Source organism: Novosphingobium sp. PhB55, from assembly GCF_004368805.1.
Taxonomy (GTDB): Bacteria; Pseudomonadota; Alphaproteobacteria; order Sphingomonadales; family Sphingomonadaceae; genus Novosphingobium.
Window position 1 is genome coordinate 40,729 of the sequence record NZ_SODQ01000011.1, and the last position, 17,199, is coordinate 57,927.

General features: G+C 65.8%; 14 protein-coding genes. 2 read left to right on the top strand and 12 right to left on the bottom strand.

Annotated features, from left to right (window positions below):
- Window positions 1-13: 13 nt before the first annotated feature.
- The 7 genes from EDF57_RS23020 to EDF57_RS23050 all read right to left on the bottom strand — a co-directional run bounded on the left by EDF57_RS23020 (window position 14) and on the right by EDF57_RS23050 (window position 6,539).
- Window positions 14-1,207 (bottom strand): CoA transferase, encoded by a 1,194-nt coding sequence (locus tag EDF57_RS23020; protein ID WP_134096025.1) that lies wholly within the window; start codon window positions 1,205-1,207, stop codon window positions 14-16.
- The gene (locus tag EDF57_RS23025; protein WP_134096026.1) at window positions 1,204-2,370 is read right to left on the bottom strand and encodes a CoA transferase; all 1,167 of its coding nucleotides are present in this window, start codon (window positions 2,368-2,370) and stop codon (window positions 1,204-1,206) included. The genes EDF57_RS23020 and EDF57_RS23025 overlap by 4 nt, the downstream gene beginning before the upstream one ends.
- A 10-nt stretch (window positions 2,371-2,380) precedes the next feature.
- The gene (locus EDF57_RS23030; RefSeq protein ID WP_134096027.1) at window positions 2,381-3,589 is read right to left on the bottom strand and encodes a MaoC family dehydratase N-terminal domain-containing protein; all 1,209 of its coding nucleotides are present in this window, start codon (window positions 3,587-3,589) and stop codon (window positions 2,381-2,383) included.
- Window positions 3,590-3,764: 175 nt separating this feature from the next.
- The gene (locus EDF57_RS23035) at window positions 3,765-4,343 is read right to left on the bottom strand and encodes a cysteine hydrolase (RefSeq protein ID WP_134096028.1); all 579 of its coding nucleotides are present in this window, start codon (window positions 4,341-4,343) and stop codon (window positions 3,765-3,767) included.
- Window positions 4,344-4,391: 48 nt separating this feature from the next.
- Entirely contained in the window at window positions 4,392-5,042 is a 651-nt protein-coding gene (locus EDF57_RS23040) for a GntR family transcriptional regulator (protein ID WP_207912925.1), read from the bottom strand.
- Window positions 5,039-6,265 (bottom strand): CoA transferase, encoded by a 1,227-nt coding sequence (locus EDF57_RS23045; RefSeq protein ID WP_208324942.1) that lies wholly within the window; start codon window positions 6,263-6,265, stop codon window positions 5,039-5,041. Before EDF57_RS23045 ends, EDF57_RS23040 begins: the two co-directional genes overlap by 4 nt.
- Before the next feature lie 31 nt (window positions 6,266-6,296).
- Window positions 6,297-6,539 carry a hypothetical protein gene (locus EDF57_RS23050; RefSeq protein WP_134096029.1) on the bottom strand — a complete coding sequence of 81 codons (243 nt, stop codon included), beginning with the start codon at window positions 6,537-6,539 and terminating at the stop codon, window positions 6,297-6,299.
- A 104-nt stretch (window positions 6,540-6,643) separates the two neighbouring features.
- On the opposite strand from EDF57_RS23050, the gene EDF57_RS23055 reads away from it, so the two are divergent.
- A complete protein-coding gene (locus EDF57_RS23055) occupies window positions 6,644-7,855 on the top strand; it encodes an MFS transporter (RefSeq protein WP_134096030.1) in 1,212 nt (403 codons plus the stop codon).
- Here EDF57_RS23055 and EDF57_RS23060 read toward each other — a convergent pair.
- From EDF57_RS23060 to EDF57_RS23070, 3 genes are all read right to left on the bottom strand, one after another.
- Window positions 7,815-9,335, bottom strand: a complete 1,521-nt coding sequence (locus EDF57_RS23060) for a DUF5690 family protein (protein ID WP_243841249.1) — start codon at window positions 9,333-9,335, stop codon at window positions 7,815-7,817. The two genes, EDF57_RS23055 and EDF57_RS23060, sit on opposite strands and share 41 nt — an antisense overlap.
- Before the next feature lie 186 nt (window positions 9,336-9,521).
- Window positions 9,522-11,633 carry a phospholipase C, phosphocholine-specific gene (locus EDF57_RS23065; protein WP_134096031.1) on the bottom strand — a complete coding sequence of 704 codons (2,112 nt, stop codon included), beginning with the start codon at window positions 11,631-11,633 and terminating at the stop codon, window positions 9,522-9,524.
- A gap of 70 nt (window positions 11,634-11,703) precedes the next feature.
- Window positions 11,704-14,052, bottom strand: coding sequence for a TonB-dependent receptor (locus EDF57_RS23070; RefSeq protein WP_134096032.1), 2,349 nt, complete (start codon window positions 14,050-14,052; stop codon window positions 11,704-11,706).
- Between the two features lie 207 nt (window positions 14,053-14,259).
- On the opposite strand from EDF57_RS23070, the gene EDF57_RS23075 reads away from it, so the two are divergent.
- Entirely contained in the window at window positions 14,260-15,039 is a 780-nt protein-coding gene (locus EDF57_RS23075) for a DeoR/GlpR family DNA-binding transcription regulator (protein ID WP_134096033.1), read from the top strand.
- Between the two features lie 11 nt (window positions 15,040-15,050).
- Here EDF57_RS23075 and EDF57_RS23080 read toward each other — a convergent pair whose 3' ends face one another.
- Both EDF57_RS23080 and EDF57_RS23085 read right to left on the bottom strand, forming a co-directional pair.
- Window positions 15,051-16,058, bottom strand: a complete 1,008-nt coding sequence (locus tag EDF57_RS23080; RefSeq protein ID WP_134096034.1) for an SMP-30/gluconolactonase/LRE family protein — start codon at window positions 16,056-16,058, stop codon at window positions 15,051-15,053.
- A complete protein-coding gene (locus EDF57_RS23085) occupies window positions 16,055-17,164 on the bottom strand; it encodes a Gfo/Idh/MocA family oxidoreductase (RefSeq protein ID WP_134096035.1) in 1,110 nt (369 codons plus the stop codon). Before EDF57_RS23085 ends, EDF57_RS23080 begins: the two co-directional genes overlap by 4 nt.
- Between the last annotated feature and the right edge of the window lie 35 nt (window positions 17,165-17,199).

The window sequence follows — 17,199 nt, forward strand, 5'->3', positions numbered from 1 at the left end:
CCTCATCCCGCGATCAGTGGATCACTTCGGCCGCCTCGAGCGCGAGACGCTCGGCGCGCCCCATGCCCAGGATCTCGCCGTAAACGTAGTCTTCGTGCTCTCCCAGCCGAGGGGTTCCGCGCAGGATACCGATGTCCTCCCCCTTGGAAAGGCGCAAGGGCACGCCGACTGCCGCGCGCTGCGTACCGTCCGGCTCCGCCACCGAAACGATCGCTCCGCGCTGCCGCAAGTGTGCGTCCGCGGCGATTTCGGGCGTGGTCCAGGAGGCATGGGCGGCGACGCCGGCTTGCTGAAGCTGTTCGGCCGCCGCGTTCGCCTCGACACCGGCGCTCCAGTGCGAGACCATCAAGTCCAGCGTTTCGCGGTGCCGAATGCGCGAGGCGCCGTCCGCAAAGCGCGGGTCCGCAGCAAGGTCCGGTCGTTTCATCACCCCGCAAAGCGCAGTCCAGGCCGCATCGTCCTCCACGGCAAGCGCCAGCCAGCGGTCCTCCCCGGCAGCGGGATAGACGCCGTGCGGCGCCATGCGGGGATGGGCATTGCCGATCCGCGCCGTTGCGCCGCCTGCCGCCGCCAGCAGGAGCAGATCGCCTACCAGCGAAGCGGCGACTTCGCGTGCGGCAACGTCGACGTGACCGCCCTGCCCGCTCGCGCGGCGGCGATGCAGCGCTGCCATCAGCGCAACTGCCGCATTCATGCCGACCGTATGGTCCATGACGTGGCGGATCTCCACCGGCGGCCCGTCGGCGTAACCCGTCAGTTCGCCAAGGCCGCCCCAGGCGCCGAACAGCGGCGCATAACCCGCAAAGTGCGAATCCGGACCGCTTTGCCCCGAGGACGAGACCGACAGCATCACGATATCCTCGCGCACCGCGCAAAGGTCGGCATAGCCAAGCCCGAGCCGGTCCATCACGCCGGGGCGAAAGCTCTCGGCGGCGACATCACTGGCCGCGACGATGCGCTTGGCCAGGGCGACGCCCTCGGCCTTCTTGAGGTTGATGCGGACGGACAGCTTGTTCGAAGCCACCTGGTCGAACGTCGCCGGCCCTTCGCGGCCGTAGACCGGGTGCGGCTTGCGAAAAGCGTCGAGGCGCATGGCGCTCTCGATCTTGATGACTTCGGCGCCAAGCTGCGAAAGCAGGTGCGTGCAGAAGGGACCGGCATTGTGCACGGTGAAGTCGGCGATGCGGATGCCCTGCAGCGGCCTCATGGCGTCACTTCCAGCATTCCGGCCAATGCAGGCGGCCCGTTTCGCAGCGAAAGCGCCGCGCCGCCAAAATGGAACGGTGAAACAAGGACATCGAGCAGGCCCGCGCCTCCCATGTCAATCGACTGGAACAGGCCGCGATGCGCTTCCTGTTCGCCCGAGAGGATTTCCGCGGGCGACTTGTAGCGCGCCAGGGGCACGCCGAGCTTCTGTCCCTCGGCGACGATGTCGTCCACGCGCCGCACGCTGGCCCATTCGCGGATATGCCGGTTGATCTCCGGCCCGCGGCGCCCGCGCTCGATACTGCTCGCCAGGGCAGGGTCCGTCGCCCAATCGGGGCTGCCGAGCAGCCGCACCAGGCCATCCCACTGCCGTTGCTCAAGGGTCAACAGTTCGAGGTGACCATCGGCGCAGGGGATCACCCCGCCGTAGCGGAAGCTGCGCTCCACTCGGTGCTCCACCGAACCGTCGCCAAGGCGTTGGATGGCGAAAGCGCCCACCGCCAGCATCGCGTCCTGGCTGGATATATCGACGGCCTGCCCGCCCGCCTCCGGCCGCGCCCAAAGCGCCGAAAGCGCGCCGAGAGCCGCGGCGATGCCGCCCTGCATCTCCCCGAAGTGACCGCCGATCTTGAGCGGCGCACGGCCGGGAAACATTTCGACCGCAAGCCCGTTCGGCAGCAGGTTGCCCTCGCCGCCCGCGTGCTGGACGATCAGGTCGGCGCCCTTCCAGCCAGCCTTGTCGCCTTGCGCGCCGAAGGGCAGCACCGAGACATGCAGCAGGCGGGGAAACCGCGCAGCAATGCCCGCCTCGTCGAGAGCCACCGCCGCGCGCTCGCCCGGCGGCGTATCGTCGAAGAAGATGTCCGCTTCGGCCAGGTGCCGGTCCAGAGCCTCGCGTCCCGATGAAGACGCAAGATCGATCACCGCGCTGTCCATGCCCGCCGCCAGATAGGCGAAGAGCGCGCTCACCTCGGTCTCTTCGCCGGATGGTCCGGGGAGGAAGGGCGGCTCCCGGCGCAGCGGCGATCCGCCGGCCGGTTCCACCAGCAGGACGCGCGCGCCCATGGTTGCCAGCAGCCGTGCGGCATAGGCCGCCGCCACGCCCTGGGCGATGGCGACGATCCTTATGCCTGCCAGCGGTGCCTGATCTTCCTGCCCCGCCATTGCCCCTGCCTCAGCGCACGACCGGCAGTTCGAGATCGAGACCCGAACCGTCTACGAAGACCTTGGTGTTGGGATCGAGCGACGGCAGCACCACCGTCGCCAGGCCAGGCGTGGTCAGTTCGCCGCGCTGGTTCTCGCCCTTGATCTCGATATCGACCAGGGCATAGCCGTCCTTGATATATTTGCGCGTCACGGTGCCGCGCGCCCAGGTGCAGTCGCCCATGGTGTTGAAGCGGCTCATGCGCGTCTTGATGCGCTTGAGGAAACCGGCGTCGCCCATCCAGTTGGTGACCATCGACGCCATCCAGGATGAACGCTGCGGGCCGTAATCGTAGACGCCGGGGACGCCCACTTCCTTGGCGGTGGACTCGCGGTGGTGGCCGATGCCGGTATATTCGATGCCGCCGCCCGCCTCGGGATTGCGGAAGAAGTGGCCGGGATGCTTCACCGCGTTCTTGAAGATCACGCCGTGGGTGTGGCCGCGACCGCAGCCGACCAGGAAGCCCATCGTGTCCATCAGGCTGAGCGGGCCGCGCACGATCTCGGGAAGCTGCTCGCCTTCCTGCACTTCCTCCCAGTAGCGCACATTGCCGCCGCGGATGTTCTTTTCCTCGTCGAGGATCGCGTTGTCGATCCGGTCGAACTCTTCCGGCGTATACTCGTGAGTCTTGATGTCCGCATATTTGCCCGCATCGCGCGCCGCCTTGCGTTCATGCCGGGTGCAAGTGCCCAGCGCCTTGGCGACGAGTTCGCCGCGCTGGTTGAAATAGGTCGCCTCGACATATTGCAGCACGAGCGTCCCGGAGAACTGGCTCTCCTTCACTTCGACGCCGACCACGCGCTCGATCGCGCTGATACGGTCGCCGGGGCGAATGTGGCGGAACAGTTCCCAGTCGTTGCCGGCATAGAAGCCATGGACGCCGGGCAGACCCCAGCGGGTGCGGCCGACCCAGCCGAAGGCCATCGGGAAGTTCGGGTGCGCCAGCATCGAACCGTGGCGCGTCAGGCGGCCATTCTCCAGATCGCGGTAAAGCGGGTTGAGGTCACCGATGCCGTTGCCGAAGTTGCGGATCGTGTCTTCCGTGGCGTCCTGCAGATAAGGTCCCTCCGGGCGCAACTGCATGCCGATCATGTTTTCGGCCGCCTTGATCGCCTCGGGGGTGATTTTGCCTTCCGCCGGCGCGCCGCCGACTTCCTTTTCCTTCAACTCCACCGTCATCGCTGGGCTCCCTATCGCGGCAAGCGCATTCGCTGCCGGCTGCATTTGATGGATAATGCATTATCCAGGAGCGCATCATGAGTCCACGTCAGCCAAGGCGGCCACAAGCATGATCGCTGGAGCGTTAGAGGCCTATTTACGCAATTCTATGGATATTCGGCCGATCCGGCGGCCGTCATTCCGCCCAGTTGAAGGCGGTGCTGGGCACGATGCGGGCGTAACGGCCAAGGCAAGCCAGGGCGTGAGCGTGTTCTTCCATTGTCGCGCCGGCGCAGCAGTCTTCCAGGATCACCACCTCGTAATCCCGATCATGAGCCTCGCGCGCGCCCGAATGCACCACGCCGTTGGTGGAGACGCCGCAGAGCACCAATCGTTCGATCCGATGCGCTCGCAATATCGCCTCGAGCGAGGTCGCGTAGAAGGGGCTGACACGGTGCTTCACGATATCGAAGTCGCCCTCGCGCGGCGCCAAAGCCTCGTGGACTTCGGTGCCCCAGGTGCCAAGCTTGAAGATGCCGTTCTGACGGGCACCGGAAAAGATCGGGGAGTTTTCAGGCGCTTCCCGGTAGTCTGCCGAGAACCCGATCCGGACGTAACCCACCCGCGCCCCTGCGCTTCGCGCCGCCGCCAGAGCAGCTGCGGTATTGGGCAGAACCTTGCGCTCCGCCACCTGAACGCCGTAGCTCCCGGCGCTGAAACCGTCTTCGGCGACGAGATCGTTCAACATGTCCATGATGAGGAAAAGCGTTTTCATGGGACGTGGAACTCCTGCCTGAGGATGATGGAATAGACCGGGCGGACCTCAGCCCGCCACCGAACGGCGCAATTCGTTGAAGCCGGCCTCGATGTGCTGGCGGGTAGCCAGCATGGCCGTGGCGGTGTCCCCGGCAATAAGCGCAGCCAGCAATTCGTCATGCTCCTCGGCCGCGCGGCTGACGCGGCCCTTGAGGCGATTGATCAGATCGAAGGGATAGCGTGCCCAGAGGATCTGCACGAAATGCAAGGTCTGCGGCATTCGGGCGATTTCGAACATACGATGATGAAAACGATAGTTAGCCGCCCGCACCGCCTCGTTCTCGCCCGCTTCGAACGCCGCGGCGAACTTGTCCGCCAGCACCTTCAACTCGGCGATATCCTCGCTCGTCACGCATGCCACCGCGCCGCGAACCAGTTGCGTTTCCAGAAGAATGCGCAGCGCCAGCACTTCACTGGAAGCCTCGATATCGAATGGGGCCACGGTCGCGCCGCGGTAATTGTCGCCCAGGACGTACCCCTCGGCCGCGAGCAGTTTGAGCGCTTCGCGGACCGGCGTGATGCTGGTGTTCAGCATCGTGGCGATTTCCTGCTGCTTGAGCCTGGCCCCGCGCGGAAAGCGGCCGGAGATGATGCCTTCACGCAAGAAATCGGCGACTTGCTCCTCCTTCGTGCGATAATGCATCATCTTGTCCGTCATCTCTTGTCCCGTACCGGCGCCCAGGCGAAATCGCCGGTCTGATAGGCCTTGGCAGCGCCCGATGACAATAGGTTCTCCACCTCCGCCGCCCCGTACCCGAGTTCCTCCAGAAGCGTGGTGGTATGTTCGCCGATCTCGGGCGGCGGGAGATTGGACGCAACTTGCGGCTGACCCGGAAATTCGGGGACCTCGAAATCCAACCCGCGGAAATCCAGCGATCGAAGCTTGCCCGGCTGCCGCGCCTGCGGCGCATCCAGGACGCGCTCCAGCGGCATGACTTCGTTGAAACCGATGCCCGCATTGCGCAGCCGAGCGGATATGTCCTCGAAATCGAAACCAGCCACTGCCGCCTGTACGGCTGCCTCCACCACATCCCGCGCCTTCTTGCGATCACGCAGCCTGGCATAGTCGGGATTGCCGTCTTCCGGCATGTCCAATGCGCGGGTCAGCTTCGCCCAATGCGCATCCGTCAGGATCAACAGATAGACCCAGCGCGCGTCCGCCGTGAGATAGGCGCCATAACCCGGCATCGAGAACTCGCCGCCGCCCTCCTTTTCAAGGCGGCCCAGAAGCTGCGTTTTCAATTGCATTCCGGCCAGGTCGCGAGCCGCCAGATGAAGTCCGGTCTCGTAGAGGCCGATCTCGATCCGGCGCGCGGCTTCAGGCGCTTCGGGATCGAGCAGCGCGCCCAAGACGCGAATGACGGCGTAAGTTCCCGCGAACTGGTCGTGGTAGGACGGCCCGAAACGCGTGGGCCGCTGGTCCACCCGGTGATCGTCCATCGCCCCCGTCGCCGCTTCGGCGATCGGGTTCGTCATGAGGTCGTCCGCCTGCGGGCCATGGGCATAGCCCTTGATGTGGACGTGGATCCCCTTGGGATTCTCCGCGAGGAAATCGTCCGCGGTGACACCCAGCTTGCGGGCCGCCGAAGGCGCCAGATTGTGGATCACGACATCGGCGCTCGCGGCCAGCCTGCGGAAGACATCCCTGCCTTCCTCCGTGGTCAGGTCGAGACAGATCGCCCGCTTGGAATGGCTGTAGGCGATGATCGTGCCCGACGGTCCGCCGCGAACCAGCGACCGCGTGGTATCGCCTGCGGGCGGCTCGATCTTGATGACTTCGGCGCCCATCTGCGACAGGATATGCGTGGCAAAAGGGGCCGCGATCATGGTCCCAAGCTCCAGGACGCGCTTGCCGGCAAGAGGCATGAAAGATGTGTTCATGGGTAATCGTCTATAGATAATGCATTTTACATCAAGGTGAGGCAGGCCCGTTCGTTGCGTTTGAAATCTCGGCACTGCCGATATCGCCACAGCGGACCGCGTGGACGGCTATGGCGCCGTTTTGCGCGAGGATTTTCGGCAATCGCGTCTCGGTCCATCGTCGATAGCTTGATGGCAAATGCTGCGCCAATACGATCGAACCTGCACTCTCGCGCTGGTTTGGCATCAATTTCAGATGTTCGTTCCTCATATCGCCGGGCTGATACGCGGTCACTTGATGCATCCTGCACGATGAGCGAAACCCTTGCCGATATGCCGGTGGTCTGAGCCGTGTGCACAGTCGTCCGGGCGAACTGATACGGGTTTCGGAGAGGGAAGATGCCGGCATACCTTCAGGAACTCCGCGCCCAGTGGCGCCCCTTGCTGGCTGCCGTCATCGGCCTCAGCTCGGGCTATTCGATCACCAGCTATATCACCAGCATCATGGCCCCGCACCTGCTGCGCGAGTTCGGCTGGTCCAAGGCCGAGTTCGCTGCGGTCGGCAGTCTCACGCTCGTCTGCGTGCTGGTGTTCCCGTTCATCGGACGCCTTACCGACGTTGTGGGCGTGAGGCGCACGGCCTTCGTCGGCGTGATCGCCTGTCCGATCGGCTACGGACTGCTGAGCCGCATGAACGGCGACATCCGCGTCTATATCGCCCTGTTCGTGGCGATGGGCCTCATCTGCATCACGACCACGGCCACCGTCTATAGCCGGGTGGTGGTGCAACATGTCGTCCATGCCCGGGGCGTGGCGCTGGCGATTGTGGCGTCGGGACCGGCCGCGATGGGCGTGCTGGCCGCGCCGCTGCTCAACCAGTATGTGGAAGCGCAGGGCTGGCGGGCCGGCTATGTCCTGGTCGCCGTGGTCTCCGCGCTGCTTGGCGGACTGGCGCTGGTGCTGATGCCATCGGAAAAGCGGGGCGGCGGGGCCGGGGTCACGCGCCGCGCCGCGCGTGAGGACTATCCGGCCATATTCCGCAACCGGGCGTTCTGGGTGCTGGCAGGTGCCATGCTGCTCTGCAATCTCCCGCAGATCATCGCGCTCACGCAGTTGAACCTCATGCTGCTAGACAAGGGTGTCGGCGCGGGCGGCATTGCCGTCATGATCTCCGCCTTTGCGAGCGGCACGCTTGCCGGGCGCTTCGCCTGCGGCCTGGCGCTGGACCGGCTCCCCGCACACCTCGTGGCCTTCGCGGCCATGGCGCTTTCGTCCGTGGGCCTGTTCGTGATGGCATCCCCGCTTTCATCGCCGGCCATCGTGGCTCTTGGCGTCGTGCTGATCGGCCTGACCATCGGGGCCGAAGGCGACCTCATCAGCTACCTGGTCGCGCGCGCCTTCGGGGTGCAGGTCTACAGCACGGTCATGGGCATGATGACGGCCATCATCGCCGGCGCCGCTTCCACGGGTGCGATCATACTCAGCCTGACCTTGCGCGGCGGGGGCAGTTTCGGGCCCTTCCTGACGTTCTGCGGCGTGGCGGTCCTGGCGGGCGCGATCCTTCTGCTGTTCATGCCGAACAGGCCGCCGGGCGAGCCGGTTCCGGCCTGACGAACGCGGCAGTTCGCTCCCGCGGCGCGACGCGCATGGCTTTCCCGCGCTGCCCCAACCTCGCGCGGAAATACCAGGCGGAGGCTGCCATCATCGCCAGGCAAGCAGCGGACGAGGCATAGGCGAGCCAGATGAAGAAGTGCAGCCAGTCCAGCGACACGCCCGGGACGTTGCGCAGCAGCGTGAGCGCGACGCTGCCCCCATAGCCCGAGGCATCGGCCACGTAGATCAGAAACCCCGCTGTCCCCGCCCTTCGACTGGCCGCGACCAGCCGGTCGAACAGCATGGCGTTGAAAGGCGCGTAACCCAGGTAGAGCCCCAGACCGGAAAGGATCATCCACGGCAGGGGCGCGATCCACGAGAGCTGGAACGCCAGGGTGGAAAGTCCGATCAGCAGCGCGCCGGCCATGACGATGACATGCACCGCCATCAGAGCCCGGCGGTTGTCCCGCACCATCACGAGGCTGCCGAGGATCGTCAGCGTCACCACCGCGATCGGCAGCTCGCTGGCGGTGAAGACCTCGGAAACGCCCGCATAGCCCAGTTCGCTCCAGATCTCGGCAGCGAAGTTGTCGCGCAAGTCTCGCAGTGCGGTGAAAAGGACGTAGGCCAGCACCAGAAAGGCCACGCCGGGGCCGTAATCGCGCAGGAATTCGCGGCGCGCAGCGGCGGCCATCGGGGGGCGGGCCATGCGTTCGGCCTGTTCTTGCGGACTGGGCGGCGGCATTTGGGACAGGCCGACGACCGCGACGAGCAGCACCGGAAAGAACACCAGGCCCGTCGCCGCGGGCATCCAGAACTCGCTGATGTCCATGGCCGTCATCAGCCAGAGGCCGACCGACTTGACCACGCCGGAAGAGACGATGAAGCTGGCGCAAAGGATGGATGCCAGCACTTCGCTGGTGCGCCGTCCTTCGACATAGCCGAAGACCAGGCCCCAGATCATGCCCAGCGGCAAGCCGTTGAGGAACAGCGCCAGCACTTTCCACGAGAGCGGCAACACCGCGAACAGTACCAGCGCTACCCACGAAAACGCCACGAGGCCGACGATGGCACCGGCGCGGCGGGTCGCCGCCATCTCGGACACGACCTTCACCCCGATGAACTTGGAAAGCGCGTATCCGGCCACTTGCGCGATCACGAGCGCGACCTTGAAATCCACCACGCCCTCCCAGCCCGGCACGTCTGCATAGGTCGCGGCGGTAAAGGGCCTGCGGAAGGCATACATGGAGAAATAGGCCGCGAAACTGGCCAGTCCCCCGTAGAGCGCCAGCATCCAAGAAGGCCCCCGGGCCAGTGCCTGGCCCAGCGAGGGCCGCGTCTTCATGGCTGCGTCCGGCCCACTCCAGGCCGGCATTCGCTCCACCGCCAGCGTGTTCATGCGGCGTGCCCGATCAAGCCCGATATTGCGCCGAAGTGTTCCGGGATGCCGCAGCATGGGCGCGCCGAAGGTGCCCGAAGCTTCGCCCTTTTCCGACATTCGGCAACAATTCCGGGCATCCTGCGACCTCCTAGCGAGAAAGCACCGGTTGCGGCACCTGCGACTCGCTCGCCAATGGCGACGGCTGCCCCCATGCCTGTGCCGCACGTCACCACGGTGACATGCCGCAAGGTCTCTGCAGCCAAGAGGTGATGGACGCCGCGGCGGACGCGCTGTTCGAACGGCTTATCCTAGGGGCGTGAAGGGATCGCTGGTCGTAGGCTGGCCAACCTCATCGAGCCGTCCGGCAAGGCGGCGCTGCCAGAGGCTGCCCTGCGCGGCCGTGACGGTGACATCGTACCAGCCGCGCGTTTCGCGCAAGGACAGGCGGGCATGGCCGCGCTGCAGCGCCGCTTCCTTGCGCTCTCCCTTCAGGCCGAGTGACAGGACCTGCAGACCGGCCGCGTTCCGCGCAGCGGACTGCAATGACAGGCTCGCCCCGCCAAGCCGCCACGTCAGGTCCGGCGATGGATCGTCGCGGTGACCCACGAAGTGGCGGTGGAAGCCGTTCGGCCCCAGCACCCAGAGATCGTAGCCCCCCGATGCGCTCCAGCCCCAGCGACCGTCCAGTGCCTGGCCAGCGCTCACGGTGTAGCGGCGAGGTGGAGCCGAAAGCGCGTGCCGATCGTAAACGTGGAAAACGGCGCCCGCACCTTCGGCCGAGAAGTGCAGGAGGATGCCGCTTTCGTCCAGCCGGTCGGACACTTCCAGCCGGTAAGGCAAAGCGCGCGAGGGCCTGAGGCCCGGCTCCTGCCAGAGCATCTCGTTTGTGGGCGGCGCGGCCGGATTGGGCTGGCGTCCCACGGCCGCGGCGCGCAGGGCGTCCGCACCGGGGTTCGGCAGGGGGCCGAACGGATCCCGATCTGCCGCCGTAAAGTCGAAAGCGGAAGTCAGATCACCGCACACGGCACGGCGCCAGGGCGAAATGTTCGCCTCGTGAATGCCGAAGCGCGTCTCCAGGAAACGGATCACCGAAGTATGGTCGAACACTTGCGAGTTGACCCAGCCGCCACGGCTCCACGGCGAAACGACGTACATCGGCACGCGCGGGCCGAGGCCATAAGGACGCCCCCGGAGTTCCGGCAGGTCGATCTTCGCCTCGCCGGGGGCGGAGCGCTCATGATATTCACCGGCGAGGTCCACGCTTGAGGCGCCCAGCACTGTCCCGTCGGACAGACGCGAAGGCGGCGCGGGAGGAGGCGCATGGTCGAAGAACCCGTCGTTCTCGTCAAACATCACGAGCAGGACCGTGCGCGCCCAGACGCGTGGATTGGCGGTCAGGGCATCGAGCACACGGGAAGTATAGACCGCGCCCTGTGCCGGGCTGGAGGGACCGGGATGCTCGCTGCTGCGCGCATCTGCGACGATCCAGCTCACTTGCGGCAATTGGCCTGCCATCACGTCGGACCGCAGCCGGTCGAGCGCCTGGGTGGTGAGGGCTCGTTCTTTCAGGGCCGGATCGCCCTTGCCCCGGTGCGCCTCGCGATAGGCGCGGAAGCCGACCAGAGGATTGTCAGTGAAGTTGTCCGCCATGTCCTGGTAGATGCGCCAGTCGATCCCCGCCGCCTGGAGGCGCTCCGGCACGGTGGTCCAGAGATAGTCGTCGGCCGCACCGCCCTTTTCCGGCAATTCGTCATGCGAATTGCCGATGGCAGGGCCGCCCGCCCGCCCCTGCGGATCGTTGGTGCCGCTCCAGAGGAACAGGCGGTTGGTATTGGTGCCGGTCTGGATCGCGCAGTGATAGGCGTCACAGATGGTGAAGGTTTCCGCCAGCGCGAACTGGAAGGGAATGTCGGCGCGGCGATAGTGGCCCATGGCGCGCTGGTGCTTCGCCTCCGGCCAGTTGCCCATGCGGCCCTCGTTCCAGGCGGCTTGAGCATCCGGCCAGGTGTGCGGCGTGCTCTCCACCCGCATGAGATCGAATTCGCGCCGGGTGTCGAGATGGAAAGGCGCAACCATCCTTGCGCCGCCGGCGGCATGACGGTCCTGCTGCTGCCAGACCTTGCGTTCGCCGCCCATGCCGCTCGCAGCGCCCGTCGCCGTGCCCGTTCCTGCACCGGAATCCGGCGCGGCCAGCGGGATCGGCAGGCGGTCGGCAAAGCCGCGCACGCCGCGCAAGGTGCCGAAATAATGATCGAAGCTGCGGTTCTCCTGCATCAGGATCACCACATGCTCCACATCCGCGATCGTTCCGCTGCGCACGTCGGGCGCGATGGCCGCCGCGCGGGCGATGGACGCCGGAAGACCTGCCAGCATGGCAGTTCCGGCAAGAAGCGATCGGCGGGAGAGATCGGCCATCGAGTATCCTCAGGGAGAACCGGGAGCATGGGGCTTTGCAGCCGCCACACTCCCGGTCTGCAATTTCAGTTCAGAAGTCGAACGTCAGCGATGCGGTTACCGTGCGCGGTGCGCCGAGGAAAGCCGCGCCGCCGCCGCCGCCGCCCAGATAGCGCTTGTCGGTGATGTTGGTCGCCTGGAGCGTCACCGCCATGCCGCGCAGCTTGTCCGAGAAGTCGGCAAGGTCCACCCCGATATAGCCGCCCAGCAGCGTGTAGGACTGCGCCACTTCGCCGCCCACGGTATCGATGAACCGATCGCCGACGAACTTGGTCGAGAGGCCGGCCTTGAAGAAGTCTCGCTTGTAGTCGGCCGAGAGCACCCACATGTTGCGCGGCGAGCTTTCGACCTGAACGCCCGGCGTGATGCCAACGTCCGCATCCTGCTCGGCATTGCCGGTGCCGATGTAGACGGCGTGGTTGTAGCTGTAGCTGCCCGAAAGCATCAGGCCCATCGGCAGGCGATAGGCCAGCGCCGCCTCCACGCCGCGGCTGCGCACGCCGCCGACGTTGAGATAGACGCTTTCCTGCTGCTCCAGATAGTCGATGCCGGTGACCAGGTTGGAGGAGATCGAGACGATGTGGTTGTCGAACTTGATGTCGTAAGCGGTGATCGAGGCCTGGACGCGCGGCGTGCTGTAGCGGGCGCCCACTTCGATGCTGTCGGCCGTTTCCGGCTTGATGCGATCGATCACTTCCTGCGATTCGCCCAGAACGCCGTTGCTGATGGCCGAGAAGTTCTGCGCATAACCCGCGAAGAATTCCAACCCGTCGATCGGTGCCTTCCAGGTCAGGCCCGCCGAGATCAGCGGATCGGAATGCGAGGTGATGCCGGTGCTGACCTGATCATCGAACAACTCGGCCCGCGTCTGCTTCAGGAAGTATTGCTTGATGCCGAAAGCCGCCGTGAGGTTGCCGTAAGTCACGGCGTCCTGCGCGTAATAGACGAATTCGTTAGTGTCGTAGTCGGTGCTGAACTGGACCCAGTAGGGCGTCGTGTCATAGGCCAGGCCGAGCAGCGGGTTCTTTACACGGTGCCAGTCGCGAACCTGGTTGGCATTGACGTTCTCGTACCAGGCGCCCGCGCGCAGGGTGTTGGTGATCGCGCCGAAATCATGAGTCCAATCGGCGTCAGCGGTGAAGCCGACGCGGTCGTTTTCGTAATGGGTGTGGCGGTAGGACATCGCGCCGGTGGCATCGGCGGCATAGCAGCTCGGCGAATACTGGGCCGGGATGCCGGCCGTGCCGGTGCAACCTGCGATCATGGCCGCCGCAGCGCCGGTGGGCGTAAGGAAATAGACCTGGCCCAGCGCGCTGCCGCCGATCACGGTGGAGCCGCCCGCATATTCGCTCTCGGTCGCCCCGGCGCCATCTGCGGTCACATCCACGAGATAGGGCGGAAGCCAGTCACCCCGGCCGCGCATCCGGTGGTAGTAACCGGTCAGCGAGAGCTTCACTTCGCCCAGGTCGACCTTTCCGCGCAGATAGCCGAACAGGTTCTTGCGCAGTGCACGCGAACCGGCGCGGTAGTTCTGGTCGATATAGGGAATGCCGGTCCAGTTGTCGGTATAGACGTCGTGGTCGGGATCGGCCTCGAACTGCGCCAGCGAGACGGAGCCGAATTCGGATTCGTCGGCATCGTCGTAGGACAGGAAGCCGGTCAGATTGACGTTGGAGAGCGTGCTGGTGATCTTGGCGCTCAGGTGATCGCGGCTGGTCTTGCCGGCGCCGCCGATCCAGTCGTGCGCCTTGGAATGCGAGGCGCTGATATAGGCGCGGGTATCGGGTGCGAATTCACCGGTGTCGACGCGGGCATAGAACTTCTGCGCGCCATAATCGCCCGCTGCGCCCGAAAGGCGAACGCGGAAGTCGTTCTCGGGATCGGAGGTCACGTAGTTGAGCGTACCGCCGAGCGCTTCGTTGGAGCGCGAAGAAATGTCGGCGGTGCCCTGCGACACTTCTACCGTCCGCAAGTCCAGAACGTCGATGTAGCGGTTCGCCTTGGAGCCGCCGCCATAGCCCGAGCCGCCGTTGGGCAGACCGTCGATGGTGGTGCCGATCTGCGTGAAGCCGCGGATGGAGATGGAAGTCGCCCAGTCCGACGAACCGAAAGCATCGCCTTCCGAAACGAAGACGCCCGGAAGCTCGTTGATGACATCGTTCACGCTGGTCAATGCCGACTGGCGCTCGATCATCTCGGGAGTGACGCGGGTATTGGCGAAGTGCACGGCCTCGCCGGTGACGACGATGTCCTCGTTCGACGCCGTGTCACTGCTGTCGGGCGCTTCCGCGGTCGGCGCTGCCGCCGCATCCTCGGCGTGCGCCTGCGTCGTTGCCGCAGCGATCGCGAGGATCGCCGTTCCGATCATCCATGTCTTCATTTCTGCTTCCCCTGAAGATGCGGCACCCTGGCCTCGGCCATTCAGCCGTTGACGGCGAGCTAGGCGCCTCCGATTACAGGTCTGTGACATTTTGTGGCTTTGCTGAATTAAATCCACATCTACCGACATGATACGGGCAAGAACCCACTTGCCCTCACAAGCACAAACAAGCATGGTCGGCAGGCACGTTCGTCAGGGGGAAACTGCATGATACAGGCCGACCGCATTTCCGCGATCCTGGCCGCGCTGGACGAGCGAGGGTCCTGTTCGATCTCCGAGCTGGCCCTGCGCTTCGACGTCTCGGAGGAGACGATCCGCCGCGACGTGCGGCAGCTTGAGGCGAACGGTTCGGTGATCAAGGTGCATGGCGGCGTCACCCTGCCCGCGCCGCGACTGGAAGCGCCCTATCGCAAACGCCTTCGCGAGCAGCTCGAAGCCAAGCGCTCGATCGCCCGCCACGCCGCGGGCCTGGTGCAGGACGGGATGACGGTGTTCATCGATTCCGGCACCACTTCCTTCTGGGTGGCGCAGGAACTGGGGCATCGGAAAGGGCTCACCCTGGTGACCAACAGCGTCGAAGTGGCGGCGGACGTGCTGGGCCGTTCCGACCACCGCGTCTTCCTGGCGGGTGGCATGCTCAATGCCGACTACCGCGCGGCTTTCGATGCCGACGCGGTCCGCATGGTCCGCGGTTTCCTGCCGGACATCGCCATCTTCTCCATGGGCGCCATCGACGCGCACCATGGCTTTCTCGATTTCGATCCGGACGAAGCCGCGTTCAAGCGGGCCCTTCTGGACCGCGCGCGGCGCATCGTCGTCGTGGCTGACCACGCCAAGTTCTCACGGGTGGGCACCGTCCATGTCGCGGACTTCGGCCAGATCCATGACCTCGTGACGGATCTTCCGCCCCCGCCGCCGCTCATCGACGCTGCAAGAGAAGGCGGGACCGCGATCCACCTCAGCGAACCGGCCCATCAGGGAGACTGACGGCGCGGCGCTCAGGAACTGCGCAGCGGAATCACGGCCAGGCTGTCGGAAGAGGTAAGGAACAGGACCTTGCCGCCCTTCCCTATCGCGCAATTGGCGATCGCCTTGCCCGTCTCGATCACGCCGAGCAGCCGCGCATCGGCCGTGCAGACGTGGACGCCGCCCGGCCCTGTCGCGAAGACGTGCCCGGAGGCGCCGACCTTGATCCCGTCGGGCAGGCCCGGCCGGCCGGCATCATGCTGCACGCGCATGTCGAGGAACTGACGGCTTTCACCGGTCATTCCGTCCGCGCCGAGTGGATAGGCCAGCACTTCGGGACGGGTCTCGTCCGACAGCGACAGATAGAGTGTGCGCTCGTCCGGCGAGAGCGCGACGCCGTTGGGGCGGCGATGGCTGCGGTCCAGCAGGTCCACCCGGCCGTCCGGCGACAGACGATATAACCCGCACCACGCCACTTCGCGCAGCGGCGATTCGTCGCCTTCCGCCAGGCCATACGTCGGGTCGGTGAAATAGATCGCGCCGGACCTGGCGACGCAGAGATCGTTGGGGCTGTTGAAACGCTTGCCGTCAAAACGGTCGGCCAGCGTTTCCCGCTGGCGCGTGGCGAGGTCGATCCGCACGATCGCCCGCGAGCCGCTGTCCGCCGCAATCAACCGCCCTCGCGCGTCCAGCGCCAACCCGTTGAGCCCCGGCTCCCGGATCGCGGCAGGCACCGGCGTCTGCAGTCCCGAGGGACGCAGGAATATCTCTACGCCCTTTGCCGCCGTCCAGCGGTGGACGGTATTGCTTGGCGGATCGCCGAAGAGCAGGCAGTTGCTGCCGGGAACCCAGACCGGGCCTTCCGCCCAGCGAAATCCTTCGGCAAGGCGCGTCACCGAAGCGCCGGGCGCGACGATCCTGTCGAGCGCCGGATCGAGGCGGCGCACAGTGCCGATCGCCGGCGCCTTGGCCTCGGCGCCCACCGCGTCGAGCAGCGGCACGGCGGCGAGGCCGGCCATCATCATGCGGCGATCGATCATGCCTTCAGCTCGACGATGCGGCGCTCCGCCGCCGATCGATAGATCGCCTCTATTATACGCATGTCCGCAAGTCCTTCTTCGCCCGCGACGATGGGGGCGCCGCCGGTCAGCACGCATTCGGCGAGGTGATCGAGCTGCCCGGCGAACTGGTTGCGCGCGGGCGGCGGCAGCGTCCTCGGCGCAGTGACACCGTCCTTGCGGATCGTCATCGCCTGTCCGGTGTAGGGCGTGGCCGGCTCCATCGCGATCCACCCCTGGGTGCCATGCACGCGGTAGGCATTGTGCGAAGAACTGTAGCTGGAGATGCAGTTCGCCTGCACGCCCGAGGGGAAGCGGAGCACGAAGCTGACGCGGTCCTCCACGGTGCGGAAACGCGGATCGGCGCGGTCGGTCGATTCCACCGCGCTCACTTCCACCGGCTCCTCGCCGGTGAGGTAGCGGGCGGCGTTGAGGCTGTAGATGCCGATGTCCATCATCGACCCGCCACCGGAAAGCGCCTTGTCCAGCCGCCATTGATCGGGCTGAATGGGAAAGCCGTGCTCCGCCGTGACGAGCCGCGTCGGACCGACATGACCGCCCCGTGCCAATTCGATCGCCAGGCGGTTGTAGGGCTCGAACCGGGAGCGATAGCCGATCATCAGCTTCTTCCCGGCCTTGCGACAGGCCGCGATCATCGCCTGGCATTCCGCCACCGAGGTGGCCATGGGCTTTTCGCAAAGGACATGCTTGCCCGCCTGAGCGGCGCGGATGGTGTATTCGGCATGGAGACTATTGGGCAGGACCACATAGACCGCGTCGATATCCGGGTTGTCGCGGATGCGGTCGAACTCGGCATAGTTGTAGCGATGCGTCCTGGGGATGCCGTATTGCGCGCCGTACTGCTCCAGCTTGGACGGCGTGCCGCTGACCAGCGCAACCAGCCGCGACTGTTCGCAATTGGCGAAGTTCGGCAGGATCTGCCGGGTGGCGTAGTAGCCCAGGCCGACGACGGCATAGCCGATCTTGCGCGGCGCCGCGAAGGCCCGCGCAGAAAACCCCGCAGCGACTCCCGCCGCCGCCAGTCCCGCGCCCATTCCCAGAACCTCGCGCCGCGAACCTGTCGTCATCGTCCTGTCCCCACGTTGCCGTTCCTGCCCCACGA

Coding starts and splice junctions, on each gene's coding strand:
- EDF57_RS23060 (WP_243841249.1), bottom strand. CDS start 9,335: ATGTCGGAAAAGGGCGAAGCTTCGGGCACCTTCGGCGCGCCCATGCTG.
- EDF57_RS23070 (WP_134096032.1), bottom strand. CDS start 14,052: ATGAAGACATGGATGATCGGAACGGCGATCCTCGCGATCGCTGCGGCA.
- EDF57_RS23065 (WP_134096031.1), bottom strand. CDS start 11,633: ATGGCCGATCTCTCCCGCCGATCGCTTCTTGCCGGAACTGCCATGCTG.
- EDF57_RS23030 (WP_134096027.1), bottom strand. CDS start 3,589: ATGACGGTGGAGTTGAAGGAAAAGGAAGTCGGCGGCGCGCCGGCGGAA.
- EDF57_RS23045 (WP_208324942.1), bottom strand. CDS start 6,265: ATGAACACATCTTTCATGCCTCTTGCCGGCAAGCGCGTCCTGGAGCTT.
- EDF57_RS23075 (WP_134096033.1), top strand. CDS start 14,260: ATGATACAGGCCGACCGCATTTCCGCGATCCTGGCCGCGCTGGACGAG.
- EDF57_RS23085 (WP_134096035.1), bottom strand. CDS start 17,164: ATGACGACAGGTTCGCGGCGCGAGGTTCTGGGAATGGGCGCGGGACTG.
- EDF57_RS23080 (WP_134096034.1), bottom strand. CDS start 16,058: ATGATCGATCGCCGCATGATGATGGCCGGCCTCGCCGCCGTGCCGCTG.
- EDF57_RS23025 (WP_134096026.1), bottom strand. CDS start 2,370: ATGGCGGGGCAGGAAGATCAGGCACCGCTGGCAGGCATAAGGATCGTC.
- EDF57_RS23020 (WP_134096025.1), bottom strand. CDS start 1,207: ATGAGGCCGCTGCAGGGCATCCGCATCGCCGACTTCACCGTGCACAAT.
- EDF57_RS23035 (WP_134096028.1), bottom strand. CDS start 4,343: ATGAAAACGCTTTTCCTCATCATGGACATGTTGAACGATCTCGTCGCC.
- EDF57_RS23055 (WP_134096030.1), top strand. CDS start 6,644: ATGCCGGCATACCTTCAGGAACTCCGCGCCCAGTGGCGCCCCTTGCTG.
- EDF57_RS23040 (WP_207912925.1), bottom strand. CDS start 5,042: ATGACGGACAAGATGATGCATTATCGCACGAAGGAGGAGCAAGTCGCC.